The sequence below is a fragment of the Streptomyces sp. NPDC021622 genome (assembly GCF_040640795.1).
Classification (GTDB): Bacteria; Actinomycetota; Actinomycetes; order Streptomycetales; family Streptomycetaceae; genus Streptomyces.
In genome coordinates, this window is sequence record NZ_JBFACK010000006.1 from 104,656 (window position 1) to 129,274 (window position 24,619).

The 24,619-nt window shown below is 69.0% G+C and carries 22 protein-coding genes; 19 read left to right on the forward strand and 3 right to left on the reverse strand.

All coding sequences use genetic code 11. The features are described 5' to 3' along the window. The first annotated feature begins 2 nt into the window (after window positions 1-2). From AB0G47_RS13735 to AB0G47_RS13745, 3 genes are all read left to right on the forward strand, one after another. On the forward strand, window positions 3-602 hold the full coding sequence (locus tag AB0G47_RS13735) for a hypothetical protein (RefSeq protein ID WP_360768283.1): 600 nt from the start codon (window positions 3-5) through the stop codon (window positions 600-602). Window positions 603-746: 144 nt separating this feature from the next. After that, a complete protein-coding gene (locus tag AB0G47_RS13740; protein WP_360768285.1) occupies window positions 747-1,439 on the forward strand; it encodes a demethylmenaquinone methyltransferase in 693 nt (230 codons plus the stop codon). A gap of 152 nt (window positions 1,440-1,591) precedes the next feature. Beyond that, complete coding sequence (locus tag AB0G47_RS13745; RefSeq protein ID WP_360768288.1) at window positions 1,592-4,087, forward strand: zinc ribbon domain-containing protein; 2,496 nt, start codon at window positions 1,592-1,594, stop codon at window positions 4,085-4,087. Here the strand turns inward: AB0G47_RS13745 and AB0G47_RS13750 are convergent. Together AB0G47_RS13750 and AB0G47_RS13755 are read right to left on the reverse strand one after the other, a co-directional pair. Then, window positions 4,077-4,406 (reverse strand): PASTA domain-containing protein, encoded by a 330-nt coding sequence (locus AB0G47_RS13750; protein WP_360768290.1) that lies wholly within the window; start codon window positions 4,404-4,406, stop codon window positions 4,077-4,079. The genes AB0G47_RS13745 and AB0G47_RS13750 overlap by 11 nt on opposite strands. A 155-nt stretch (window positions 4,407-4,561) precedes the next feature. Next, window positions 4,562-5,086 carry a GNAT family N-acetyltransferase gene (locus AB0G47_RS13755; protein WP_360768293.1) on the reverse strand — a complete coding sequence of 175 codons (525 nt, stop codon included), beginning with the start codon at window positions 5,084-5,086 and terminating at the stop codon, window positions 4,562-4,564. Between the two features lie 97 nt (window positions 5,087-5,183). Here AB0G47_RS13755 and AB0G47_RS13760 point away from each other — a divergent pair, with 97 nt between their 5' ends. Both AB0G47_RS13760 and AB0G47_RS13765 read left to right on the forward strand, forming a co-directional pair. After that, window positions 5,184-6,473, forward strand: a complete 1,290-nt coding sequence (locus tag AB0G47_RS13760; protein ID WP_266863372.1) for a geranylgeranyl reductase family protein — start codon at window positions 5,184-5,186, stop codon at window positions 6,471-6,473. 38 nt (window positions 6,474-6,511) lie between these two features. Then, on the forward strand, window positions 6,512-6,838 hold the full coding sequence (locus AB0G47_RS13765) for a putative quinol monooxygenase (RefSeq protein WP_135329954.1): 327 nt from the start codon (window positions 6,512-6,514) through the stop codon (window positions 6,836-6,838). A gap of 100 nt (window positions 6,839-6,938) precedes the next feature. Here AB0G47_RS13765 and AB0G47_RS13770 read toward each other — a convergent pair whose 3' ends face one another. Beyond that, window positions 6,939-7,754 carry a C40 family peptidase gene (locus tag AB0G47_RS13770; protein WP_360768297.1) on the reverse strand — a complete coding sequence of 272 codons (816 nt, stop codon included), beginning with the start codon at window positions 7,752-7,754 and terminating at the stop codon, window positions 6,939-6,941. 853 nt (window positions 7,755-8,607) lie between these two features. Between AB0G47_RS13770 and AB0G47_RS13775 the strand changes: the two genes are divergently transcribed. The 14 genes from AB0G47_RS13775 to nuoN are packed head-to-tail and all read left to right on the forward strand — an operon-like array spanning window position 8,608 to window position 24,605. Further along, on the forward strand, window positions 8,608-8,967 hold the full coding sequence (locus AB0G47_RS13775) for an NADH-quinone oxidoreductase subunit A (RefSeq protein ID WP_003992243.1): 360 nt from the start codon (window positions 8,608-8,610) through the stop codon (window positions 8,965-8,967). A gap of 21 nt (window positions 8,968-8,988) precedes the next feature. Beyond that, on the forward strand, window positions 8,989-9,543 hold the full coding sequence (locus tag AB0G47_RS13780) for an NADH-quinone oxidoreductase subunit B (RefSeq protein WP_005313804.1): 555 nt from the start codon (window positions 8,989-8,991) through the stop codon (window positions 9,541-9,543). Continuing rightward, window positions 9,540-10,265, forward strand: coding sequence for an NADH-quinone oxidoreductase subunit C (locus AB0G47_RS13785; RefSeq protein WP_360768300.1), 726 nt, complete (start codon window positions 9,540-9,542; stop codon window positions 10,263-10,265). Before AB0G47_RS13780 ends, AB0G47_RS13785 begins: the two co-directional genes overlap by 4 nt. Beyond that, window positions 10,265-11,587 carry an NADH-quinone oxidoreductase subunit D gene (locus tag AB0G47_RS13790; RefSeq protein ID WP_360768303.1) on the forward strand — a complete coding sequence of 441 codons (1,323 nt, stop codon included), beginning with the start codon at window positions 10,265-10,267 and terminating at the stop codon, window positions 11,585-11,587. The genes AB0G47_RS13785 and AB0G47_RS13790 overlap by 1 nt, the downstream gene beginning before the upstream one ends. Further along, on the forward strand, window positions 11,584-12,438 hold the full coding sequence (nuoE, locus tag AB0G47_RS13795) for an NADH-quinone oxidoreductase subunit NuoE (protein WP_360768306.1): 855 nt from the start codon (window positions 11,584-11,586) through the stop codon (window positions 12,436-12,438). The genes AB0G47_RS13790 and nuoE overlap by 4 nt, the downstream gene beginning before the upstream one ends. Then, entirely contained in the window at window positions 12,435-13,799 is a 1,365-nt protein-coding gene (nuoF, locus tag AB0G47_RS13800; protein ID WP_360768309.1) for an NADH-quinone oxidoreductase subunit NuoF, read from the forward strand. The genes nuoE and nuoF overlap by 4 nt, the downstream gene beginning before the upstream one ends. Next, entirely contained in the window at window positions 13,796-16,312 is a 2,517-nt protein-coding gene (locus tag AB0G47_RS13805; RefSeq protein WP_360768311.1) for an NADH-quinone oxidoreductase subunit G, read from the forward strand. The genes nuoF and AB0G47_RS13805 overlap by 4 nt, the downstream gene beginning before the upstream one ends. Beyond that, window positions 16,312-17,670 carry an NADH-quinone oxidoreductase subunit NuoH gene (gene nuoH, locus AB0G47_RS13810; RefSeq protein WP_360769016.1) on the forward strand — a complete coding sequence of 453 codons (1,359 nt, stop codon included), beginning with the start codon at window positions 16,312-16,314 and terminating at the stop codon, window positions 17,668-17,670. The genes AB0G47_RS13805 and nuoH overlap by 1 nt, the downstream gene beginning before the upstream one ends. After that, a complete protein-coding gene (nuoI, locus tag AB0G47_RS13815; RefSeq protein ID WP_360768314.1) occupies window positions 17,663-18,325 on the forward strand; it encodes an NADH-quinone oxidoreductase subunit NuoI in 663 nt (220 codons plus the stop codon). Before nuoH ends, nuoI begins: the two co-directional genes overlap by 8 nt. Continuing rightward, a complete protein-coding gene (locus tag AB0G47_RS13820) occupies window positions 18,322-19,137 on the forward strand; it encodes an NADH-quinone oxidoreductase subunit J (protein ID WP_360768317.1) in 816 nt (271 codons plus the stop codon). The genes nuoI and AB0G47_RS13820 overlap by 4 nt, the downstream gene beginning before the upstream one ends. Next, window positions 19,134-19,433 (forward strand): NADH-quinone oxidoreductase subunit NuoK, encoded by a 300-nt coding sequence (gene nuoK / locus AB0G47_RS13825; protein ID WP_016640174.1) that lies wholly within the window; start codon window positions 19,134-19,136, stop codon window positions 19,431-19,433. The genes AB0G47_RS13820 and nuoK overlap by 4 nt, the downstream gene beginning before the upstream one ends. 14 nt (window positions 19,434-19,447) lie before the next feature. After that, window positions 19,448-21,367, forward strand: coding sequence for an NADH-quinone oxidoreductase subunit L (gene nuoL / locus AB0G47_RS13830; RefSeq protein ID WP_360768320.1), 1,920 nt, complete (start codon window positions 19,448-19,450; stop codon window positions 21,365-21,367). A 5-nt stretch (window positions 21,368-21,372) separates the two neighbouring features. Next, complete coding sequence (locus tag AB0G47_RS13835) at window positions 21,373-22,944, forward strand: NADH-quinone oxidoreductase subunit M (RefSeq protein ID WP_360768323.1); 1,572 nt, start codon at window positions 21,373-21,375, stop codon at window positions 22,942-22,944. Then, window positions 22,941-24,605, forward strand: a complete 1,665-nt coding sequence (nuoN, locus tag AB0G47_RS13840; RefSeq protein ID WP_360768326.1) for an NADH-quinone oxidoreductase subunit NuoN — start codon at window positions 22,941-22,943, stop codon at window positions 24,603-24,605. The genes AB0G47_RS13835 and nuoN overlap by 4 nt, the downstream gene beginning before the upstream one ends. Window positions 24,606-24,619 lie beyond the last annotated feature (14 nt).

The following is a 24,619-nucleotide window of genomic DNA, read 5'->3' on the forward strand; positions in this document are numbered from 1 at the left end:
CGTTGCTGACACTTCACGTCGCCGAACGCTCGCCGGAGACGGCGGTCCTGGCCGACGGCGCGAACATCGCCGCCGTCGGCCCGCCCGAGGAACTGGCCGCCGCGCACCCTTCGGCCCGCGTCCGGAACTGGCCCGGCATCCTCACGCCGGGCCTGCTCAACCCGTACGGTCCCGAACTCCTCGAAGCCACCTACCACCCCGACCCGCGCGAGGCCGCCGAGCTCGGCACCGAGCCCATCGGCGGGGAGCGGGCGGCGGCCATCTTCCGCGCGGACCCGTCCCGCCTGGGCGCGAGCGCACGCCGGGGCGTACAGCGGCTCCTCGCGCACGGCACGGTGGCGGTGGCGGGCGAACTCCGCGCCCGCCCGGTCCTGGACGCCGTCCGCAGGGCGGGCCTCGCGGTGGGCGCCCGCCCACCACAGCTCCCGGGCCCGCCGTCCTTGTCCCCGACCCCGCTGGTCCTGCTGCCACCTCTGACGACGGGCGGCCCGGCCCGCTTCGCGATCTTCGACGTCACCGACCGGGCGGACCTGGTGCGACGCGGCGCGGGGACGTGCGTGGCGACGGTGATCGGCGGACGTCTGGTGTACAGGTCCCGCTGAGGAAGCTGCGGGGTGCGCCCCGTAAGGGGCGCGGGGAACTGCGCGAGCAACCAAAGACGAACCCGCACCCGCAGCAAACACCGCGACACGGCAGACGGGGATGCGCCCGCCAGGAAAGAAGACCGGCCTGACACAATAGGCCGGGTGACCCGCGCCTCCCTGGACAAGCAGCCGCACGAAGTCGCCTCGATGTTCGACGACGTGGCGGAACGGTACGACCTCACGAACGACGTGCTGTCGCTCGGCCAGGCCCGGCTCTGGCGCAAGGAGGTCGCGAAGGCGGTCGACGCGCGCCCCGCGCAGAAGGTCCTCGACCTCGCCGCGGGCACGGCAACCTCGTCCCAGCCGTTCGCCCGAGCGGGCGCGTACGTCGTGCCCTGCGACTTCTCGCTCGGCATGCTCCAGGTCGGCAAGAGGCGGCACCCCTGGATGCCGTTCACCGCGGGCGACGCGACGAAGCTGCCGTTCAAGGACGACACGTTCGACGCCGTCACGATCTCCTTCGGGCTTCGCAACGTCCAGGAGACGGACCAGGCGCTGCGCGAGATGTACCGCGTGACGAAGCCCGGCGGCCGGGTCGTCATCTGCGAGTTCTCGCACGCGACGTGGGCGCCGTTCCGCACGGTCTACGAGGAGTACCTGATGCGGGCGCTGCCGCCGGTGGCCCGCGCGGTGTCGTCCAATCCCGACGCGTACGTCTATCTCGCGGAGTCCATCCGCTCCTGGCCCGGGCAGCCGGAGCTGGCCGCGCGGCTGCGGGGCGCGGGCTGGTCGAAGGTGGCGTGGCGGAATCTGACCGGTGGCGTGGTGGCGCTGCACCGGGGGTTCAAGGCGTAGCTCCGGGGGCTTCCTGAACGGGAGTTGACGGGAACCGGCCACCGGGCAAGATGTGTCCGTTGATACGACTCTGCCGAACCGCCTCGGGCGCTGCGAGCTCGGTGGGCACGAGTCGGTCCTGCTGGTCATCTCCCCAATGACGGAGCGTTCCCATGGCGTCGCCGCAATGTCCCCAATGCGGGTCATCCATTCCTGATGAGGCTCGCTTCTGCATGAAGTGCGGGCGGGAGCGGGTGCGGGACACGTCCGTGGACGCGGGGCCCGACGTGCCGCCTGAGGCCGAGTTGGGCGTACCCACAGGGGTTGAGTCCAGCGGCGGTGAGGCTGCTGCCGAAGCGGAACCGGCGGTGCCAGCCGCGCCTCTCTCACCACCCCCGCCCCCGCCTCCGCCCGCGCCCGCGTACGTCCCCGCGCCGCCCTCGCCGGTGGGTGCCTTCCTGGGGCGAGCGTTTCGTGGGGACTGGGCCGGGGCCGCGCAGGCCGCCCTGTGGCCGGTGGGTCTTGTGCTGATCGCGGCTGTGGCGCTGGCCGTTCCCTCCTACGGGCAGGGGGACGACGGTGAAGACGTCGTCGTCGGGTTCGGCACCCGGATGCGGATCGCGCTCGCCCTGCTGCTCCAGGCGGTCGGCGGCGGCTTCGAGATCTCGGGCGGCGAGCGGCAGGAGACGATGTTCGGGGGCGGGAGTTCCGGCGGCGACCTCGCGTTCGACGGCAGCGCCACGCTGCACCTGATCCCGCTGACCGCGACCGCGCTGTGGATCGGGGCCCTCTTCATCGGCGTACGCATCCTGCGCAGTCGTGTTCTCGTACGCGGCGGGGGACACGGAGGCGGCGGCACCGCGGGGCTTGAAGCGGCCCTGCGGGTCACGCTGTTGGTGACCGGCGGGATCCTCGTGCTCGGTCTCTTCGCGCAGCCCGAGATCGAGGGCGTCGAGATCTCCTCGTCGCCCGTGCTCGCCACGCTCGGCGCGCTCGTCCTCGCGCTCGCCGTCTCCTGCGGTGTGCTGCACCGCGCCGACTTGGGCCAGTGGCCCGCCCAACGCCCCGCCTGGCAGGCGCTGTTCCGAGCTACCGGCACCGCGCTGCGCGCGCTCGCCGTCGTGCTCGTGCTCTGCTCGGTCGTCGCGTTCATCAGCCTCACCCAGATCGACGACCTGGCCGGCGCCATGGACCTCGACGACGCCGATGTGTCCCCGCTGCTGATTGCCCTGCTCGTCCTTCCCAACCTCGGCATCGCGCTCCTCGGCCTCGGGTGGGGAGCCCCGCTCGACGCGTCGGTGCAGAGCAGCAGTTCAGGGTTCGGCGGGGGCTATGAGAAGGAGTCGTTCGGCCTCTCCGAGCTGGGCGATGTCACCAACTCCTGGGCTGTCGTGGGTGCGTTGGCGCTCGGCCTGGTCTGCGCGCTGACCCTCGGCGTCCTCGCCGCGCGCCGCTCCGCGCACCGAGGGGAGCAACTGCTCGCCGCCGGAGTCTTCTTCGGGCTCGTCCTGCTGCTCGCCGGGGTCGGCGGGCTCGGCGTCGAGGCGGCCGGGAGCGCGTCGTCGGAGTTCGGCGGCGGCATGAGCGGCTCGGGCAACGGCAGCTTCGAGGCCGGCGTGAGCGTGCCGGACGCGCTGCTGTTCGGGCTGCTCTGGGTGTCCGCGGCGGCGTTCGTCGCGCCGTTCCTGCTGCAGATCCTGGGCCAGCGGTCGGGGGTTGTCCCGGCGCCGGTCCCGCCGATGCCGGCCGGCCCCGCGGGAACTGCCGCTCCGGGAGCGGGGGTTGCACCGGATGCGTCCGCGGCGGCATCGGCTGCTGCATCTCAGGCTGCGTCCCCGGCTGCACCTCCGGCCGCGTCACCCGCACCGGCCGCATCCCCCGTACCCGTACCCGCAGCCGCACCCCCCGTATACGACCCCCACACCTTCCACCTCGGCCGGCGGCCCCCCGAGCCCCGCAGCCGCGTCGGCCTCTGGGTCGGCACCCTCGCTGCCGCCTTCGTCGTCGGGGGTGGCGCCGCGGCCGGCGTCCTGCTCTGGCAGAGCAACGGCGACGACAAGGGCGACAACGTGGGCAAGGACGACAAGCCCGCCGTCAGCCGCAGCGAGCAGCCCGACGGGTCGCCGTCCCCCTCGGCCACGCCCACCCCCACGGCCGAGCCGACCGCGACCCCCGACGCCGTGGACGACGATGAGACCGCCGGCGGCCAGGTGCCCGCGGGGTCCGAACTCGTCAGCGATGTCAGCGGCTTCGAGTTCGCCGTCCCCGAGGGGTGGTCCCGGCAGGGTGAGGACCGGCCGGGGCAGATCGTGTACGCCGGGTCGACCGGCCGCGAGGAGTTTCTCGTCGGCGTCGTGCCGAACGCCACGTACACCTCGTACGAGAACTTCACGACGATCGAGAAGGACGCCAAGAAGGACCCGGAGAAGTCGGACTACGAGCGGATCCGCCTTGAGCCGAACACCTTCCAGGGCCGCGGCGGCGCGATCTGGGAGTACACCTACACCGACGCGTCTGGCCGCGAGATCCATGCGCTGAACCAGAGTTACGTCGCGGACAACGGCACCGAGTACGCCATCCAGCTCTCCTGGCGCGCGGACTTCTGGCCCGCGGGCGAGGGCGAGAAGATCCACCGCATCGCGCTGGAGCACTGGCGGATCAACGGCTGACGCGGCCCGGCTCGTCCAGCTCCCGGAGCAGTCCGCCGTCCGGCGGGGCGGGGCGGCGCGGTTCACGGACCCCCGCGCCGCCGTCGCCCTCGCCGGGCCCGAGTTCGAACCAGACGGTGACGACGGCGTCGCGCGGGATCCACGTGCCGGGGAGCGGGTACTGCCGCACCACGTAGTCGGTGACGGCGAGCCGGAAGTCCGGGAGGTCCGGCGCCACGAGCAGCACGCCGTGCCGCGCGGCCGACTCGCGCGCGTCGACGGCCATGAGCCCGACCAGCCGCGGCACGCGCACTTCGGCGTTCCTGGGCGTCTTCGTCACGGATGTCACCCCCCGGGCGGTACCGGCAGGGTAGCCCTGGCGCGGCATCGCCGGAAGCGGTGAGCGCCCCGAAGGGGCGCGGGGAACTGCGCGCCCAGCCAGGATGGTGCCGCAGACGAATGACAGCGCGGCGCCCCACGGCCTCCCGGCGAGCGCTAAAGCACAAGACCGAAGCGATGCCCCTGCCGCTGTCCCCCCGGAAGCGTAAACGTCTCCTCAAGGCGCATGCCGAGCCGGCCCGCCACCGCCACCGACCGCTCATTGCGTACGTCGACCATGGCCACCACATCCGCTATCCCCGCGGCGCGCACCCGCTCAAGGGTGGCCCGCGCCGCGGCCGTGGCGTACCCCTTGCCCCAAGCGGAGCGCCCCAGCCGCCAGCCGATCTCGATCTTGCCCTTGGGGCCCCAGTCGTGCGGCCACGGCTGCGCCCCCGTGAAGCCGATCGGCTCGCCGTCCGCGTCGAGCAACGTCCAGAAGCAGAAGCCCAGTTCGGCGTCGTGTCTGCGCTGCCGGGCCGTCAGCTCCTCGTACACGGACATCTCGGCCGACACGCCGCCGTGGAACTCCATGACGTCCGGGTCGTCGAACAGCCGGTGCCAGACGAAGGCGTCCTCGTCGGTGGGGACGCGCAGCTGTACGGCGGGCAGGGTCTGGTGCGGCGGTGCCTGCTTTGTCACGGGTGGCCCTTCGGCTGGTGGATCAGTACCGCTGCATAGACTGCCCATATCCCGTGCCCGCTGGCACACAGATTTCGAGCCTTGGGGAGAACCCGCCGTGACCGAGCCCCAGCCCCTCACCGAACACACCGCAGATGTGATCGTCGTCGGGGCCGGGCCAGCCGGCTCCACGACGGCCTACTACTTGGCGAAGGCCGGCCTCGACGTACTCCTTCTTGAGAAGACGGCGTTCCCAAGGGAAAAGGTCTGCGGCGACGGTCTGACGCCGCGCGCCACCAAGCAGCTCGTCTCCATGGGGATCGACATCTCCGAAGAGGCGGGCTGGCTGCGGAACAAGGGTCTCCGCATCATCGGCGGCGGCGTTCGGCTCCAGCTCGATTGGCCGGAACTCGCCTCCTACCCGAACTACGGCCTGGTCCGTAAACGCGACGACTTCGACGAGCAGCTCGCCCGGCAGGCCCAGAAGGCGGGCGCACGCCTGCACGAGCGATGCAACGTCGGCGCCCCCATCGTCGACGACCGCACCGGCCGCATCACCGGCGTGCACGCCAAGCTCGGCGAGGAGAAGACCCCGGTCACCTTCCACGCGCCGCTTGTGGTCGCCGCCGACGGCAACTCGACGCGGCTCTCGCTGGCGATGGGGCTGCACCGCCGCGACGACCGTCCGATGGGCGTCGCCGTCCGTACGTACTTCACCTCGCCGCGCCATGACGACGACTACCTGGAGTCCTGGCTGGAGCTGTGGGACCGCCGCGGCGCTCAGGACCGGCTGCTTCCCGGCTACGGCTGGATCTTCGGCATGGGTGACGGCACGTCGAACGTCGGGCTCGGCATCCTCGACTCGTCGGCCGCCTTCAAGGAGCTCGACTGGCGCGAGGTGTTGAAGGCCTGGTGCGCCTCGATGCCGGAGGACTGGGGCTACACCCCGGACAACATGACGATGCCGATCCGCGGCGCCGCGCTGCCGATGGCCTTCAACCGCCAGCCGCACTACACCAAGGGCCTGCTTCTGGTCGGCGACGCGGGCGGCATGGTGAACCCGTTCAACGGCGAGGGCATCGCGTACGCCATGGAATCAGGACAGATCGCCGCAGATGTGATCGTCCAGGCCCAGGCCCGTCAGACGCCCGCCCAGCGGGAGTTGGCGCTGCAGCGCTACCCGAAGGTCCTCAAGGACACCTACGGCGGTTACTACTCCCTCGGCCGCGCCTTCGTGAAGCTCATCGGCAACCCGAAGGTCATGAAGATCGCGACGCAGCGCGGCCTGACGCACCCGATGCTGATGAAGTTCACGCTGAAGATGCTGGCCAACCTGACCGACCCCACGGGCGGCGACGCGATGGACCGCATCATCAACGGCCTGAGCAAGGTGGCTCCGAAGGCGTAGCGGCGCGGGCGCCGGGCGAGACGGTGCAAAATGGACGCATGATTTTTATTGCCGTCAAGTTCACCGTCCGCCCCGAGTACAGCGACAGCTGGCTGGAGCGGACCGCCGCGTTCACCGCGGCCACCCGCGCGGAGGAGGGCAACCTCTTCTACGACTGGTCCCGCAGCGTCGACGACCCCAACCAGTTCGTCCTCCTGGAGGGTTTCGCCTCGCAGGAGGCGGGCGCGGTGCATGTCGGGTCCGACCACTTCAAGACCGCCATGGAGACGATGTCCGAGCTGATCGCCGCGACCCCGGAGATCATCCACACCGAGATCCCGGGCAGCAGCTGGTCCGAGATGGGTGAGCTCTCCCCGAAGGGCTGACCGAAGGGCTGAGCCTTCACCAGAAGCGCACAGAAGGGCCGGGAACCCCCCGCTGGGGTTCCCGGCCCTTCTCTGTGGCTGTGTACGGCTGTGAGGGCCCTCAGAGGACGCGCACGGCGCCGTCGGCCGGGTAACCCGACAGGTCCTGGATGACAACGCCCTTGCTGGGGTTGGCGGCGTCGAGGTACTGACCGTTACCGATGTACACACCGACGTGGTACGCGGAACCGGCGCCACCCCAGTAAAGGATGTCGCCCACCTGGACGTTGGAGAGCGCGACCGGCGTACCGGAGACCGACTGGTCCTGCGAGACGCGCGGAAGGTCCACGCCCGCCTGCTTGAACGCGGCCTGCACGAGGCTGGAGCAGTCCCAGGCGTTGGGCCCGGACGCACCCATGACGTACGCGTCGCCGAGCTGGGCCTTGAGGAAGCTGATGACCGTGCCGACGCTGCCGCTGGCCGGGGCGGCCACATCGGCGGAAGCGCTGGAGCCGCCGGCGGAGGCGCTGAGCGTCGTGCGCTCGGCGGCGCGCGACGCGCGCTCCTCTTCCGCCTTCTTCTTGGCGGCGGCTTCGGCCTTCGCCTTGGCCTCGGCCTTCCTCTCGGCCTGCGCCTGGTCTTCCTTGGCCTGCTTCGCGGCCTTCACGGCGGCCGCATCCTGCTCGGCGCGGAGCTCGTAGCTGTCGGCGGCCTGCTGGGTGGCGTCCGCGGACTGCGCGATCTGCGTCGACAGATCCGTGGTGAGCGTGGGCATTTCGATGGTCTCGGTCACCGGCTCGGCGGCGTTCGCCGTGCCAGCGGCCGCGGCCACTGCCAGGGTGCTGAGGACGCCACCGGCAACTCCGGCGCGCAGGGCCTGCTTCGTGGCGCTGCGACGGGGCTTCCGGTGGCTGGGTATGTGAGCGGTGTGGGACATGAGAACAACCGCTATCAGGGAGTCAGGGTTCCCATCAAGAAACGTGTGCTGCGCCACAGTTGCTCGCGGCGGCCTTGAATCCCGGGCGTGTCACTCCTTATTGACGCCGTAACGGGCAATGCGGACAACGGTGATCACGCCTGTGATCATGGGCTTTCAGTGATACGTCCGAATTGCCCATGGACTACCACCCGTTGAGGCCGTTGGCCAAGCCCGGCTTCTCGACCGCGATCGGTGCTGTGGCGCAGGTCACATCCGCGACCCTAGGGGATCTCCCTGAGATCCCGCCGAGACCTTCCTGAGATCTCCCGCAGATTTCGGGGGTGTTGCCCGGCGCGGAATCCCCGCGCGCCGGGCACCGAATCCCCGCGCGGGGGTCACCGCTCCCTCCCTCTCCCTCATTCGCGCGCGAGGTGGCGTCTTCCGTGCGCGAGGCGGCGTCACTCTCGCTCGTGAATCGGTGCACACGTCCACATCTGTCCACACCTCGCCCGCCAAAGTGTGAACGGGGCGCCACTATCAAGCTGATGTGTCCAGCGCCAATTTGCTTGCGGCCGCCATCCCTTGATAGAGCGACACCCTCTCGACCAGGGGTAACTCGCTGAGATGTCACCTCTGGTGATCACTCAGGCGCTTCGCGTATGAAGATCACCGCTCATCCGACTTCATGATCCTTCGTCAGGTGGTGGAGATCACAAAGCCGTTGTCGCACCCCGTGTCGCAGATCACAGACCGGCGGGCATAAGATGCGAGGCAGTTGGGCTTGTGACCTGCTTCACATGTACGCGATCTTCGCGGGCCTCGGTCCAACGCAACCGCCAACAGTCAGTGCCGACTGAGAGGAGCGAGGAGCGTGAACGCCTATGCGCCCATCCTCGTGCTGGGAGCCCTCGGGGCAGGCTTTGCGATCTTCTCCGTGGTCATGGCCACGCTTATCGGTCCAAAGCGGTACAACCGCGCCAAGCTCGAGGCGTATGAGTGCGGGATCGAGCCGACGCCGACTCCGGCCGGCGGTGGGCGATTCCCCATCAAGTACTACCTGACGGCGATGCTCTTCATCGTCTTCGACATCGAGATCGTCTTCCTTTACCCCTGGGCCGTCACCTTCGATGCGCTGGGGATTTTCGGGCTCGTGGAGATGCTGCTCTTCGTGCTCACCGTCTTCGTCGCGTACGCGTACGTATGGCGGCGTGGCGGCCTGGAATGGGACTAAAGGTCTGAGGGGCCAAAGAGCATGGGACTCGAAGAGAAACTGCCGAGCGGTTTTCTGCTGACCACCGTCGAACAAGCCGCGGGCTGGGTGCGCAAGTCATCCGTCTTCCCCGCGACCTTCGGCCTCGCGTGCTGCGCCATCGAGATGATGACGACAGGGGCCGGGCGCTACGACCTGGCGCGCTTCGGCATGGAGGTCTTCCGCGGTTCACCGCGCCAGGCGGACCTGATGATCGTGGCCGGGCGGGTGAGCCAGAAGATGGCGCCCGTCCTGCGGCAGGTCTATGACCAGATGCCGAACCCCAAGTGGGTTATTTCCATGGGGGTTTGTGCGTCATCAGGCGGGATGTTCAACAATTACGCGATTGTGCAGGGCGTGGACCACATTGTTCCCGTTGACATCTATTTGCCCGGCTGTCCGCCGCGGCCCGAGATGCTGATGGACGCCATCCTCAAGCTCCACCAGAAGATCCAGGGCTCCAAGCTCGGGGTCAACGCGGAGGAAGCGGCCCGCGAGGCGGAGGAGGCGGCCCTCAAGGCGCTCCCCACCATTGAGATGAAGGGGCTGCTGCGGTGAGCGACGAGCACCGACACGGGAACGGCGACGCGAACGGTGTCCCGGCCCCCCGTGACGCCGCCGGCGAGGTCATCGGCGTACGCAAGGGCATGTTCGGCGCCGAGAACGGCGGTGACACCTCCGGCTACGGCGGGCTCGTGCGGACCATCACCCTGCCGGGCGCCTCGACGCGTCCCTACGGCGGCTGGTTCGACGAGGTCGCCGACGAGCTGGAGGGAGCCCTCGAAGAGCAGGGACTCGTCCCGGAGAATGCGATCGAGAAGACGGTCGTCGACCGCGACGAGCTCACCTTCCACATCGCGCGCGAACATCTGCTCCGGGTCGCCCAGACCCTGCGCGACGACCCGGCGCTGCGCTTCGAGCTCTGTACGGGCGTCTCGGGGGTGCACTTCCTCGAGGACAAGGGCCGCGAGCTGCACGCCGTCTACCACCTGCGCTCGATCACCCACAACCGCCTGATCCGGCTCGAAGTCAGTGCCCCTGACGCCGATCCGCACGTCCCCTCGCTGGTCTCGGTCTATCCGACCAACGACTGGCACGAGCGCGAGACGTACGACTTCTTCGGCCTGATCTTCGACGGCCACCCGGCCCTCACGCGGATCATGATGCCGGACGACTGGCAGGGCTTCCCGCAGCGCAAGGACTACCCCCTCGGCGGCATCCCCGTCGAGTACAAGGGCGCCCAGATCCCGGCTCCGGACCAGCGGAGGTCGTACAGCTGATGAGCACTTCACATGCATCCGCCCGTGAGACCACCGAGGGGACTGTATATACAGTCACCGGCGGCGACTGGGACGAGGTCGTCGAGTCCGCCGCCCGGTCCGACGACGAGCGCATCATCGTCAACATGGGGCCCCAGCACCCCTCCACGCACGGCGTGCTGCGGCTGATCCTGGAGATCGAGGGCGAGACCGTCTCCGAGGCCCGCTGCGGCATTGGCTATCTGCACACGGGCATCGAGAAGAACCTCGAATACCGCACGTGGACGCAGGGCACGACGTTCGTCACGCGCATGGACTATCTGACGCCGTTCTTCAACGAGGCGGCGTACTGCCTCGGGGTCGAGAAGCTCCTCGGCATCGAGGACCAGATCCCGGACCGCGCCACGGTCCTGCGGGTGCTCCTGATGGAGCTCAACCGCATCTCCTCGCATCTGGTCGCCATCGCCACCGGCGGCATGGAGCTCGGCGCGACGACGATCATGATCTACGGCTTCCGTGATCGTGAACTCGTTCTCGACATCTTCGAGTTGATCACCGGGCTGCGGATGAACCACGCGTACATCCGACCCGGCGGGCTCGCCCAGGACCTGCCGCCGGGCGCGGTGGACCAGATGCGCGAGTTCGTGAAGCAGATGAAGAAGAACCTTCCCGAGTACGACAAGCTCGCCACCGGGAACCCCATCTTCAAGGGCCGCATGCAGGACGTCGGCTATCTGGACCTCGCGGGCTGCATGGCCCTCGGCGCCACCGGCCCGGTGCTCCGCTCCGCGGGCCTGCCGCACGACCTGCGCAAGTCGCAGCCCTACTGCGGTTACGAGAACTACGAGTTCGACGTGCCGACCGCCGACACCTGTGACTCCTACGGGCGCTTCCTGATCCGCCTGGAGGAGATGCGCCAGTCGCTGCGCATCGTCGAGCAGTGCCTGGACCGGCTCGCCCCGGGCCCGGTCATGGTCGCCGACAAGAAGATCGCCTGGCCCGCCCAACTGGCGCTCGGCCCCGACGGTCTGGGCAACTCGCTCGACCACATCAAGAAGATCATGGGCACCTCCATGGAGGCCCTCATCCACCACTTCAAGCTGGTGACCGAAGGCTTCCGGGTCCCGGCCGGGCAGACATACGCCGCCGTCGAGTCGCCCAAGGGCGAGCTCGGGGTGCATGTCGTCTCCGACGGCGGCACCCGCCCCTACCGGGTCCACTTCCGCGACCCGTCGTTCACCAACCTGCAGGCCATGGCGGCGATGTGCGAGGGCGGCCAGGTCGCCGACGTCATCGTCGCCGTCGCGTCCATCGACCCCGTGATGGGAGGCGTCGACCGGTGACCACCACTCCTTCCCAACAGGGTGCGGGCGTCAGCCTCGGCATGCCCCAACTCCCCGCCCCCGACTACCCGGACGACGTCCGGGCCCGGCTCGAAGCGGACGCCAAGGAAGTCATCGCCCGCTACCCGGACTCCCGCTCCGCGCTGCTTCCGCTGCTGCACCTGGTGCAGTCGGAGGAGGGCTACGTCACGCGGACCGGCATGGCGTTCTGCGCGGACGTGCTCGGCCTGACCACGGCCGAGGTCACCGCGGTGGCGACCTTCTACACGATGTACCGGCGCAAGCCCTCCGGCGACTACCAGGTCGGTGTCTGCACCAACACGCTCTGCGCCGTCATGGGCGGCGACGCGATCTTCGAGTCGCTCCAGGAGCACCTGGGTGTCGGCAACGAGGGGACCACAGAGGACGGCAAGGTCACGCTGGAGCACATCGAGTGCAACGCGGCCTGCGACTTCGCTCCCGTCGTGATGGTCAACTGGGAGTTCTTCGACAACCAGACCCCCGAGACCGCCAAGCGGCTCGTCGACGACCTGCGCGCGGGCGTACAGGTCGAGCCGACCCGCGGCGCCCCCTTGTGCACGTACAAGGAGACGGCCCGGATTCTGGCGGGCTTCCCCGACGAGCGTCCCGGCGCCGTCGAGGCGAGCGGCGGCGCCGGACCCGCCTCACTCATCGGACTGCGCCTGGCCAAGGGCGAGGTGGCACAGCCGCGGGTGGTCCATCCGCGGGGCGGCGGCGCTCCGCAGGACGAGGCGCCGGCCGAGCACCTCAGCTCGCACGACGCACCGCAGCAGACCTCGGCATCCGACCCGGCCCACCCGGCCGGACCGACCGCCGAGGAGGGGGAGTGATGACCTTGGCAGCCGAGATCGACCACGAGACGAGCCCCGAGAAGGTGCTCGCGCCGGTCCTTTCGGCGTTCTGGGACGAGGAGAAGTCCTGGACGCTGGACACCTACCGGCGGCACGAGGGATACGAGGGCCTGCGCAAGGCCCTGGCGATGGCGCCCGACGACCTCATCGCGTACGTGAAGGACTCCGGTCTGCGCGGCCGGGGCGGGGCGGGATTCCCCACCGGAATGAAATGGCAGTTCATTCCGCAGGGCGATGGAAAGCCGCACTATCTAGTTGTCAACGCCGACGAATCGGAGCCGGGGACCTGCAAGGACATCCCGCTCCTCTTCGCGAACCCGCATTCCCTCATCGAGGGGATCGTGATCGCGTGCTACGCGATCCGTTCTTCGCATGCCTTCATCTATCTGCGCGGTGAAGTCGTCCCCGTGCTGCGGCGGTTGCACGAGGCCGTGCGTGAGGCGAAAGAGGCGGGATTCCTGGGCGAGAACATCCTGGGCAGCGGACTCGATCTGGAACTCACCGTGCACGCGGGCGCGGGCGCGTACATCTGTGGTGAGGAGACCGCGCTGCTCGACTCGCTCGAAGGCCGCCGTGGCCAGCCGCGACTGCGTCCCCCTTTCCCTGCCGTCGCGGGCCTCTACGCATGCCCCACTGTTGTCAATAACGTCGAGTCCATCGCGTCGGTTCCCGCGATCCTGAATCGCGGAAAAGACTGGTTCAAATCGATGGGCAGCGAGAAGTCCCCCGGCTTCACGCTCTATTCGCTCAGCGGGCACGTCACCAGTCCCGGCCAGTACGAGGCGCCGCTCGGCATCACGCTGCGCCAGCTGCTCGACATGAGCGGCGGGATGCGGGCGGGCCACCGGCTCAAGTTCTGGACACCGGGCGGTTCTTCGACGCCGATGTTCACCGACGAGCACCTCGACGTCCCCCTTGATTACGAGGGCGTGGGCGCCGCCGGATCGATGCTCGGCACCAAGGCGCTGCAGTGCTTCGACGAGACGACGTGCGTCGTGCGGGCCGTCACCCGCTGGACCGAGTTCTACGCCCATGAGTCCTGCGGCAAGTGCACGCCCTGCCGCGAAGGAACGTACTGGCTGGTGCAGTTGCTCCGTGACATCGAGGCCGGCAAGGGCGTCATGGCCGACCTCGACAAGCTGAACGACATCGCCGACAACATCAACGGCAAGTCCTTCTGCGCCCTCGGCGACGGCGCGGCCTCGCCGATCTTCTCCTCGCTCAAGTACTTCCGCGAGGAGTACGAGGAGCACATCACCGGCAAGGGCTGCCCCTTCGACCCGGCCAAGTCGACGCTCTGGGCCGGCAGGCCCGCCGACAATTCGGAGGTGAACGCATGACAGTGACCACCAACAGCGCTCCCTCCGGGGGCGGTGAGGCGGCGGTTCCGCCGGAAGATCTCGTCTCGCTGACGATCGACGGCATCGAGATCAGCGTCCCCAAGGGGACGTTGGTCATCCGGGCCGCCGAGCTGCTCGGCATCGAGATCCCGCGGTTCTGCGACCACCCGCTGCTCGACCCCGCGGGCGCCTGCCGACAGTGCATCGTCGAGGTGGAGGGCCAGCGCAAGCCGATGGCGTCCTGCACCATCACCTGCACCGACGGCATGGTCGTGAAGTCGCAGCTGACGTCGCCGGTCGCCGAGAAGGCGCAGCGCGGTGTGATGGAGCTGCTGCTCATCAACCACCCGCTGGACTGCCCGGTCTGCGACAAGGGCGGCGAGTGCCCGCTGCAGAACCAGGCGATGCAGGTCGGCGACCCGGACTCCCGCTTCGAGGGCAAGAAACGGACCTTCGAGAAGCCCGTCCCCATCTCCACGCAGGTCCTTCTCGACCGTGAGCGGTGCGTGCTGTGCGCGCGCTGCACCCGGTTCAGCAACCAGATCGCGGGCGACCCGATGATCGAGCTGATCGAGCGGGGCGCGCTGCAGCAGGTCGGTACCGGCGAGGGCGACCCCTTCGAGTCGTACTTCTCCGGGAACACCATCCAGATCTGCCCGGTCGGCGCGCTGACCTCGGCGGCGTATCGCTTCCGCTCCCGGCCCTTCGACCTGGTGTCGTCGCCCTCGGTGTGCGAGCACTGCTCGGGCGGCTGCGCGACCCGCACCGACCACCGGCGCGGCAAGGTCATGCGGCGCCTCGCCCAGGACGACCCCGAGGTCAACGAGGAGTGGATCTGCGACAAGGGACGCTTCGGCTTCCGTTACGCGCAGAAGCCGGACCGGCTGACCACTCCCTTGGTGCGCGATGCCGCAACGGGTCAACTGGAGCCCGCCAGTTGGCCCGAGGCCCTGGAGGTGGCGGCCCGCGGTCTCGCCGCGGCGCGCGGCCGCACCGGTGTCCTCACCGGCGGGCGGCTCACCGTGGAGGACGCCTACGCGTACAGCAAGTACGCGCGCGTGGCGCTCGACACGAACGACATCGACTTCCGCGCGCGCGTGCACAGCAGCGAGGAGGCCGACTTCCTCGCGGCGCGCGTCGCGGGCCGTGGCCGGGACCTCGACGGCACCGGAGTCACCTACGCGGCACTGGAGAAGGCGCCCGCGGTCCTGCTCGTCGGATTCGAGTCCGAGGAGGAGGCGCCCGGGATCTTCCTGCGGCTGCGCAAGGCCTGGCGCAAGCACGGCCAGCGGACCTTCTCGCTGGCGCCCTTCGCGTCCCGCGGCCTGGAGAAGGCCGGCGGCACGCTGCTGCCGGCGGCTCCCGGAACCGAGACGGAGTGGCTCGACGCGCTCGCGGCCGGGGCCGGCCTGGAGGGCGACGGTGCCAAGGCGGCCGAGGCGCTGCGCACTTCGGGCGCGGTGATCGTCGTCGGCGAGCGCGCCGCCGGTGTGCGCGGCGGGCTCACCGCCGCCGTGCGGGCCGCGTCCGCGACCGGCGCCCAGCTGGTGTGGATCCCGCGCAGGGCGGGGGAGCGTGGCGCCATCGAGGCGGGCGCGCTGCCGTCGCTGCTGCCGGGCGGCCGTCCGGCCACCGACCCGCGCGCGCGGGAAGAGGTCGCTGCCGCCTGGGGTGTCGCCGAACTCCCGCACCGCTACGGCCGCGACACCGGCCAGATCGTCGAGGCAGCCGCGACGGGTGAACTGCGGGCGCTCCTGGTGTCGGGTGTGGAGGTCGCCGACCTTCCCGACCCGGCACGCGCGCGTGAAGCCCTCGCGGAGATCGGCTTCCTGGTCTCGCTCGAACTGCGCCCCAGCGAGGTGACCGAGCACGCCGACGTGGTCCTGCCCGTGGCGGCGGTCGCGGAGAAGCCGGGCACCTTCCTCAACTGGGAGGGCAGGGCACGGCTCTTCGCCGCCGCGCTCAAGCCCGACCAGATGACGCGCCCGCTCGCGCCCAGCGATGCGCGAGTGCTGCACATGCTGGCCGACGCCGGCGACGTACACCTGGGCCTTCCTGACCTGACGACCGCCCGGCGCGAGCTGGACCGGCTCGGCGGCTGGGACGGGCCGCACGCCACCGAGCCCCTGGAGACAGGTGCCCAGCCGCCGAGGCCCGCCTCCGGAGAGGCCGTTCTCGCGGGCCACCGGCTGCTGCTCGACCAGGGCCGCCTCCAGGAGGGCGACGAGGCGCTCGCGGGGACGCGGCATGCGGCGGTCGCCCGGCTCTCGGCGGCCACCGCGGCGGAGGCCGGCGTCAAGGACGGCGACACCCTCGCCGTCACCGGTCCTGCGGGGGGCGCGACCGAACTCCCGCTCCAGGTCACCGAGATGCCGGACCGGGTGGTGTGGCTGCCGCTGAACTCGACCGGGGGAGGCGTCGCCTCGGACACCGGCGCGCGCCCCGGCGACCTCGTCCGCATCGGCCCGGCGGTCCTGCCGGAGCCCACTGAGGCCCCGGAGGTGACGTCGTGATGCACACCGTGGTGCCGCTTGCGGCGGAAGACCTGTCCATGTTCGGCCGTGACCCCTGGTGGCTCGTCGCCATCAAGGCGGTCTTCTGCTTCGCGTTCCTGATGGTGACGGTGCTCTTCTCCATCGTGTGGGAGCGCAAGGTCGTCGCCTGGATGCAGTTGCGCATCGGCCCCAACCGGCACGGCCCCTGGGGCATGCTGCAGTCCCTCGCGGACGGCATCAAGCTGATGCTCAAGGAAGACGTGATCGTCAAGCGCGCGGACAAGGTGGTCTACATCCTTGCCCCGATCGTCGCGGCGATCCCGGCCTTCATGGCGATCGCGGTGATCCCCTTCGGGCCCGCGGGCAACGAAGTCTCGATCTTCGGCCAGCGTACGACGATGCAGCTGACCGACCTGCCGATCGCGATGCTCTACATCCTCGCGGTCGCCTCGGTCGGCATCTACGGCATCGTGCTCGCGGGTTGGAGTTCTGGATCCACCTATCCGCTCCTCGGGGGCCTGCGCTCCTGCGCGCAGATGATCTCGTACGAGATCGCGATGGGCGCGGCCTTCGCCTCCGTCTTCCTCTACTCCGGGTCGATGTCGACCTCGGCGATCGTGGAGGCGCAGGCGGACCGCTGGTACATCCTGCTGCTTCCCGTCTCGTTCCTGATCTACATCGTGACGATGGTCGGCGAGACCAACCGCGCGCCGTTCGACATGCCGGAGTCCGAGGGCGACCTCGTCGGTGGCTTCAACACCGAGTACTCCTCCATCAAGTTCGCGCTGTTCATGCTCGCCGAGTACGTCAACATGGTCACCGTCTCGGCGGTCTCGGTCACGCTCTTCCTGGGCGGCTGGCGGGCCCCGTATCCGGTCAGCACCTTCTGGGAGGGCGCGAACCACGGCTGGTGGCCGATGCTCTGGTTCGTGATCAAGGTCCAGTTGCTGCTGTTCTTCTTCATCTGGTTGCGCGGCACGCTGCCACGCGTCCGCTACGACCAGCTGATGAAGCTCGGCTGGAAGGTCCTGATCCCGGTCTCGGTCGTCTGGCTGATGCTCGTGGCCACGGTCCGGGTGATGCGGAACGAGGACTACGACTTCACCTCGATCGCGCTCTATGTGGGCGGCGGAGTCATCGCACTGCTCTTGCTCTCCGTCGTCGTCGACATTTTCCGCGACAAACGCGAGAAGGAAGCGGCGGTCGAGGAAGAGCCGGTCGCCTTCGACCCGATGGCCGGCGGATTCCCGGTCCCGCCGCTGCCGGGACAGACCCTGCCGCCCGTGCCGCGCCGACGCTCGCGCCAGGAGCGGGAGTTGATTGTCAGTGGTGGGCCGGATACTCAAAGTGACGGAAAGGAGGCGTCCGATGGCTGAGCCGAACGAGGGCTCGACCCACGAGTCGAACCAATCGAAGCAGGGGTTCCAGAACCCCGTCGCGGGCTTCGGCGTGACCTTCAAGGCCATGTTCAAGAAGCGGCTGACCGAGCAGTACCCGGAGCAGGAGAAGACCACCGCTCCCCGCTTTCACGGCAGGCATCAGCTCAACCGCCATCCGGACGGCCTGGAGAAGTGCATCGGCTGTGAGCTCTGCGCCTGGGCCTGCCCCGCGGACGCCATCTATGTGGAGGGCGCGGACAACACCGAGGAGGAGCGCTACTCCCCGGGCGAGCGGTACGGCCGCGTCTACCAGATCAACTACGCCCGCTGCATCCTGTGCGGCCTGTGCATCGAGGCGTGCCCCACGCGGGCGTTGACGATGACGAACGAGTTCGAGCTGGCGGACAGCACCCGCGCGGACCTCATCTACACCAAGGAGCAGCTGCTCGCCGGCCTGGAGGAAGGCATGGTCGAGTCTCCGCACTCGATCTTCCCGGGCACGGACGAGCAGGACTACTACCGCGGCCTGGTGACGGAGGCGGCGCCCGGCACGGTTCCCCAAGTGGCCCTCTCCAAGGGGGAGACGCCCCAGGAAGCCGCCTCCACCTTCGGTGACGACGAGCCCGCGTCGGAGAAGGTGATCAAGCGATGACGCAGCTCGCCGCCTACACCACATCGACCGGTGAGGCCGTCCAGTTCTGGGTGCTCGGCACGGTCGCCGTGATCGGCGCCCTGTGCACCATCCTCATGAAGAAGGCCGTGCACAGCGCGCTCTGCCTGGCCGGGACCATGATCGTCCTGGCGGTCTTCTACCTCGCCAACGGCGCGTACTTCCTGGGCATCGTCCAGGTCGTCGTCTACACCGGCGCGATCATGATGCTCTTCCTCTTCGTGGTCATGCTCGTCGGCGTCACGGCCGCCGACTCCCTGAAGGAGACCATCAAGGGCCAGCGCTGGCTGGCCGGTCTGTGCGGCTTCGGCTTCGCGATCCTGCTGTTCGCGGGGATCGGGAACGCTTCGGTGAACGAGTTCGCCGGACTCTCCAAGGCGAACGCGGGCGGCAACGTGGAGGGTCTCGCCGAGATCATCTTCACGAAGTACGTCTTCGCCTTCGAGATCACCGGCGCGCTGCTGATCACCGCCACCGTCGGCGCGATGGTGCTCACCCACCGCGAGCGCACGGAGCGTGCCAAGACGCAGCGCGAGATGTCCGAGGAGCGCGTGCGGTCCAGCCATGTGCCGCCGCTGCCCGCCCCGGGTGTCTACGCACGGCACAACGCCGTGGACATCGCGGGCCTGCTCCCGGACGGCACCCCGTCGGAGCTCACGGTCAACAAGACGCTGCGCGAGCGCGGTCAGATCCGTGATGTGTCGGACGAGGCGATCGCCGATCTGCGGGCGCTCGAGCAGCGTTCCACGGAGCGTCTCGAGCGGTCGTCCCAGGCCGAGGAGGCGTCGAAGTGAATCCGGTCAACTACCTGTATCTCGCGGCGCTGTTGTTCGCGATCGGCGCCACCGGCGTGCTGATCAGGCGGAACGCGATCGTGGTGTTCATGTGTATCGAGCTGATGCTCAACGCGTGCAACCTCGCCTTCGTCGCCTTCTCCCGGCTGCACGGCAACCTCGACGGCCAGATCATCGCCTTCTTCACGATGGTCGTCGCCGCCGCGGAGGTCGTGGTCGGCCTGGCGATCATCGTGTCGCTGTTCCGCTCCCGCCACTCGGCCTCGGTCGACGACGCCAGCCTGATGAAGCTGTAAGGGGTCGCTGAAAAGTGGAGAACCTGATCGCGCTGCTGGTAGCGGCGCCTCTGCTCGGAGCGGCCGTACTGCTGTGCGGCGGGCGGCGGTTGGACCGCGTGGGCCACTGGCTCGGCACGCTGCTCGCGGCCGCCTCCTTCGTCGTCGGCGTGCTGCTCTTCACCGACATGCTGGGCAAGGGCGCCGAGGAGCGCTCCCTGTCGCAGCACCTGTTCAGCTGGATCCCCGTGGAGGGCTTCCAGGCGGACGTCGCCTTCCAGCTCGACCAGCTGTCGATGACGTTCGTCCTGCTGATCACCGGTGTGGGCACGCTGATCCACATCTACTCCATCGGGTACATGGAGCACGACGAGCGGCGCCGCCGCTTCTTCGGCTATCTGAACCTGTTCCTCGCGGCGATGCTCCTCCTGGTGCTCGCCGACAACTACCTGCTCCTGTACGTCGGATGGGAGGGCGTGGGCCTCGCCTCGTACCTCCTGATCGGCTTCTGGCAGCACAAGCCCAGCGCGGCGACCGCCGCGAAGAAGGCCTTCCTGGTCAACCGGGTCGGCGACATGGGCCTCTCGATCGCGATCATGCTGATGTTCACCACCTTCGGGACGTTCGCCTTCGGGCCGGTCCTGGAGTCGACGGGTGAGACCAGCGAGGGCAAGCTCACCGCCATCGGCCTGATGCTGCTGCTCGCCGCGTGCGGCAAGTCCGCCCAGGTGCCGCTGCAGTCCTGGCTCGGCGACGCGATGGAGGGCCCGACCCCGGTCTCGGCCCTGATCCACGCGGCGACGATGGTGACCGCGGGCGTGTACTTGATCGTCCGCTCCGGAGAGATCTTCAACGCCGCGCCGGACGCACAGCTCGCCGTCACCGTCGTGGGCGCGGTCACGCTCCTCTTCGGTGCGATCGTCGGTTGCGCGAAGGACGACATCAAGAAGGCCCTCGCCGGGTCGACGATGTCCCAGATCGGCTACATGATCCTGGCCGCGGGCCTCGGCCCCATCGGCTATGTCTTCGCGATCATGCACCTGGTGACGCACGGCTTCTTCAAGGCCGGGCTCTTCCTCGGGGCCGGTTCGGTCATGCACGGCATGAACGACGAGGTCGACATGAGGAAGTACGGCGGCCTGCGCAAGTACATGCCGGTCACCTTCGTGACCTTCGGTCTCGGCTATCTCGCGATCATCGGCTTCCCCGGTCTGTCCGGCTTCTTCTCCAAGGACAAGATCATCGAGGCGGCGTTCGCCAAGGGCGGCACGGAGGGCTGGATCCTCGGCTCGGTGGCGCTCCTGGGTGCCGGTATCACCGCTTTCTACATGACTCGCGTGATGATCTTGACCTTCTTCGGAGAGAAGCGGTGGCAGCCGACAGTGTCTGATAGCGGCTCCGCCGCGGGGGAAGGCAAGGAGCCGCACCCGCACGAGTCGCCCAAGTCGATGACGATCCCGATGATCCTGCTGGCCTTCGGGTCGGTCTTCGCGGGCGGGTTCTTCAGCATCGGCGACCGCTTCATGCACTGGCTGGAGCCGGTCACCCACCACGCGCACGGCGACTCGCCGCTCAGCGCCACCACGGTCACGGGCGCCACCATGGTCGTCCTGGTCATCGGCGTGACCTTCGCCTACGTCCAGTACGGACGCCGGCCGGTCCCGGTCACCGCCCCGCGCGGCTCGCTGCTCACCCGGGCCGCCCGCCGCGACCTCCTCCAGGACGACTTCAACCACGTGGTCCTGGTGCGCGGTGGCGAGCACCTCACACGGTCCCTGGTCTACGTCGACCACACCCTGGTCGACGGAGTCGTCAACGGCACGGCGGCCTCGGTCGGCGGGCTCTCCGGGCGGCTGCGCAAACTGCAGAACGGCTACGCCCGCTCCTACGCGGTCTCGATGTTCGGCGGCGCTGCGGTACTGATCGCCGCGACCCTGCTGATGAGGGCGGTCTGATACCGATGTCCTTTCCTCTGCTGACAGCGACGGCGGCCCTGCCCGCGGTCGGCGCGATCGCCACGGCAGCCGTCCCGGCCGCCCGGCGGAGCGCCGCCAAGTGGCTCGCGCTGCTCGTCTCGCTCGCGACGCTCGCGCTCGCCGTGACCGTGCTCGTGCGGTTCGACCCGGACGGGGACCGCTATCAACTCACCGAATCCCGGTCCTGGATCGCGGACTTCGGGGTGCGGTACGAACTCGGAGTGGACGGCATCGGTGTCGCGCTCATCGCGCTCACCGCGCTGCTCATCCCCTTCATCATCCTGGCGGGGTGGCACGACGCGGATCCTCTGGAGACCAAGTCCTCGCGCTGGCGGCCGACTCAGGGCTTCTTCGCCCTGATTCTCGCCGTCGAGGCGATGGTGATCATCTCCTTCGAGGCCACCGACGTCTTCCTCTTCTACATCTTCTTCGAAGCCATGCTCATCCCGATGTACTTCCTCATCGGCGGCTTCGGAGACCGCGCCCACGCGGGCAGCGACGAGAAGGCATCGGCGCAACGCTCGTACGCGGCCGTGAAGTTCCTCCTCTACAACCTGGTCGGCGGCCTGATCATGCTGGCCGCCGTGATCGGGCTCTACGTGGTGGCGGGGAACTTCTCGCTCCAGGAGATCGCCGAGGCGCGAGCCAACGGCACGCTGGACATGGCGACCAGCACCGAGCGGTGGCTCTTCCTCGGCTTCTTCTTCGCCTTCGCGGTGAAGGCGCCGCTGTGGCCGCTGCACACCTGGCTGCCGAACGCGATGGGCGAGGCCACGGCCCCGGTCGCCGTACTGATCACGGCCGTCGTCGACAAGGTCGGCACGTTCGCGATGCTGCGGTTCTGCCTCGGGCTCTTCCCCGAGGCGAGCAAGTGGGCGACGCCGGTCATCGTCGTACTCGCGCTGATCAGCATCGTCTACGGCGCGCTGCTCGCCGTCGGCCAGCGCGACATCAAGCGGCTTGTGGCGTACGCGTCGATCTCGCACTTCGGGTTCATCATTCTCGGCATCTTCGCGATGACCTCGCAGGGCCAGTCCGGCGCGACGCTCTACATGGTCAACCACGGCATCTCGACCGCCGCGCTGATGCTGGTGGCCGGCTTCCTGATCTCGCGGCGCGGTTCGCGGCTCATCGCGGACTACGGAGGCGTGCAGAAGGTCGCCCCGGTGCTCGCGGGCACCTTCCTGATCGGCGGTCTCGCGACGCTCTCGCTGCCGGGGCTCGCCCCGTTCGTGAGTGAGTTCCTGGTCCTGGTCGGCGCGTTCGCGCGCTATCCGGTGGCCGGGATCATCGCGACCTTCGGCATCGTGCTCGCCGCGCTCTACACCCTCGTCCTGTATCAGCGGACGATGACCGGCCCCGTGAAGCCGGAGGTCTCGGCCATGCCCGACCTGCGGGTGCGGGAACTGGTCGTCGTCGCCCCGCTGATCGCGCTCCTGATCGGCCTCGGTGTCTACCCGAAGCCGCTCACCGAGCTGGTGAACCCGGCGGTCAAGCACACCATGTCCGACGTACAGCAGAAGGACCCGAAGCCCGACGTGGAGGCGGCCAAGTGAGCGCATCGGCTGTCCACAGCCTGTGGACAATGGCGTCGGCCGCGGCGCCCCAGGACACGATCGACAAGATCGACACTCCCACGATCGAGTACGCGCAGCTGTCACCGACGTTGATCGTCATCGGCGCGGCGGTCCTCGGGATCCTCATCGAGGCCTTCGTACCGCGTAAGTCCCGTTACTACGTCCAGGTGTTCGTGGCCGTGGTCGCCATCACCGCGGCCTTCGCCGCGGTCGTCGGACTCGCGGCCACCGGATACGGCACGACAAAGGCGCACATCGCCGCGATGGGCGCCATCGCCGTCGACGGACCCGCGCTCTTCCTGCAGGGCACGATCCTCCTCGCCGGACTCGTCGCGATCTTCACCTTCGCCGAGCGGCGGCTCGACCCGCTGGCGCACGGCAATCGCGTCGACTCGTTCGTCGCGCAGGCCGGCGCCGTGCCGGGCAGCGAGGGCGAAAAGGCCGCCACGAAGGCCGGGTTCACCACCACCGAGGTGTTCCCGCTGGCGCTCTTCGCGATCGGCGGGATGCTCGTCTTCCCGTCGGCGAACGACCTCCTGACGCTCTTCATCGCTCTTGAGGTCTTCTCGCTGCCGCTCTACCTGCTGTGCGCGCTCGCCCGTCGCAAGCGTCTGATGTCGCAGGAAGCCGCCGTCAAGTACTTCCTGCTCGGCGCCTTTTCCTCCGCCTTCATGCTCTTCGGGATCGCCCTGCTCTACGGGTACGCGGGCTCGGTGTCGTACGGCACGATCGCGAAGGTCGTCGACGGCAGCATCGAGACGGTCAACCCGGCGCTCGCCGACACCATGGGCAACGACGCGCTGCTCCTGATCGGCGCCGCGATGATCGTCATGGGTCTGCTCTTCAAGGTCGGCGCGGTGCCGTTCCACATGTGGACCCCGGACGTCTACCAGGGTGCTCCGACCCCGGTGACCGGCTTCATGGCGGCGGCGACGAAGGTGGCCGCGTTCGGCGCGCTGCTCCGGCTGTTCTACGTGGTCCTGCCGGGCCTGCGCTGGGACTGGCGGCCCGTGATGTGGGGCGTCGTGATCCTCACGATGCTGGCCGGTGCGATCGTCGCGATCACCCAGACCGACATCAAGCGGCTCCTCGCGTACTCGTCGATCGCGCACGCGGGCTTCATCCTCGCCGGTGTCATCGCCATGACACCGGACGGCATCTCGTCGGTCCTCTTCTATCTGGGGGCCTACTCCTTCGTGACGATCGGCGCGTTCGCCGTGGTCACGCTGGTGCGGGACGCGGGCGGTGAGGCCACGCACCTGTCCAAGTGGGCGGGGCTCGGCCGCAGGTCGCCGCTGGTCGCGGCGGTCTTCGCGGTCTTCCTGCTCGCCTTCGCCGGCATCCCGCTGACGTCCGGGTTCTCCGGCAAGTTCGCGGTCTTCAAGGCGGCGGCCGAGGGCGGCGCGGGCGCGCTGGTCGTGGTCGGTGTGATCTCGTCCGCGATCGCCGCCTTCTTCTACATCCGTGTGATCGTGCTCATGTTCTTCAGCGAGCCGAAGGCGGACGGCCCGACTGTCGCCGTGCCCTCGCCGCTGACGATGACCGCGATCGGTGTGGGCGTCGCGGTGACGGTCGTTCTCGGTGTGGCCCCGCAGTACTTCCTGGATCTGGCGAACCAGGCGGGGGTCTTCGTCCGCTGACCGTCTCCCTCTCT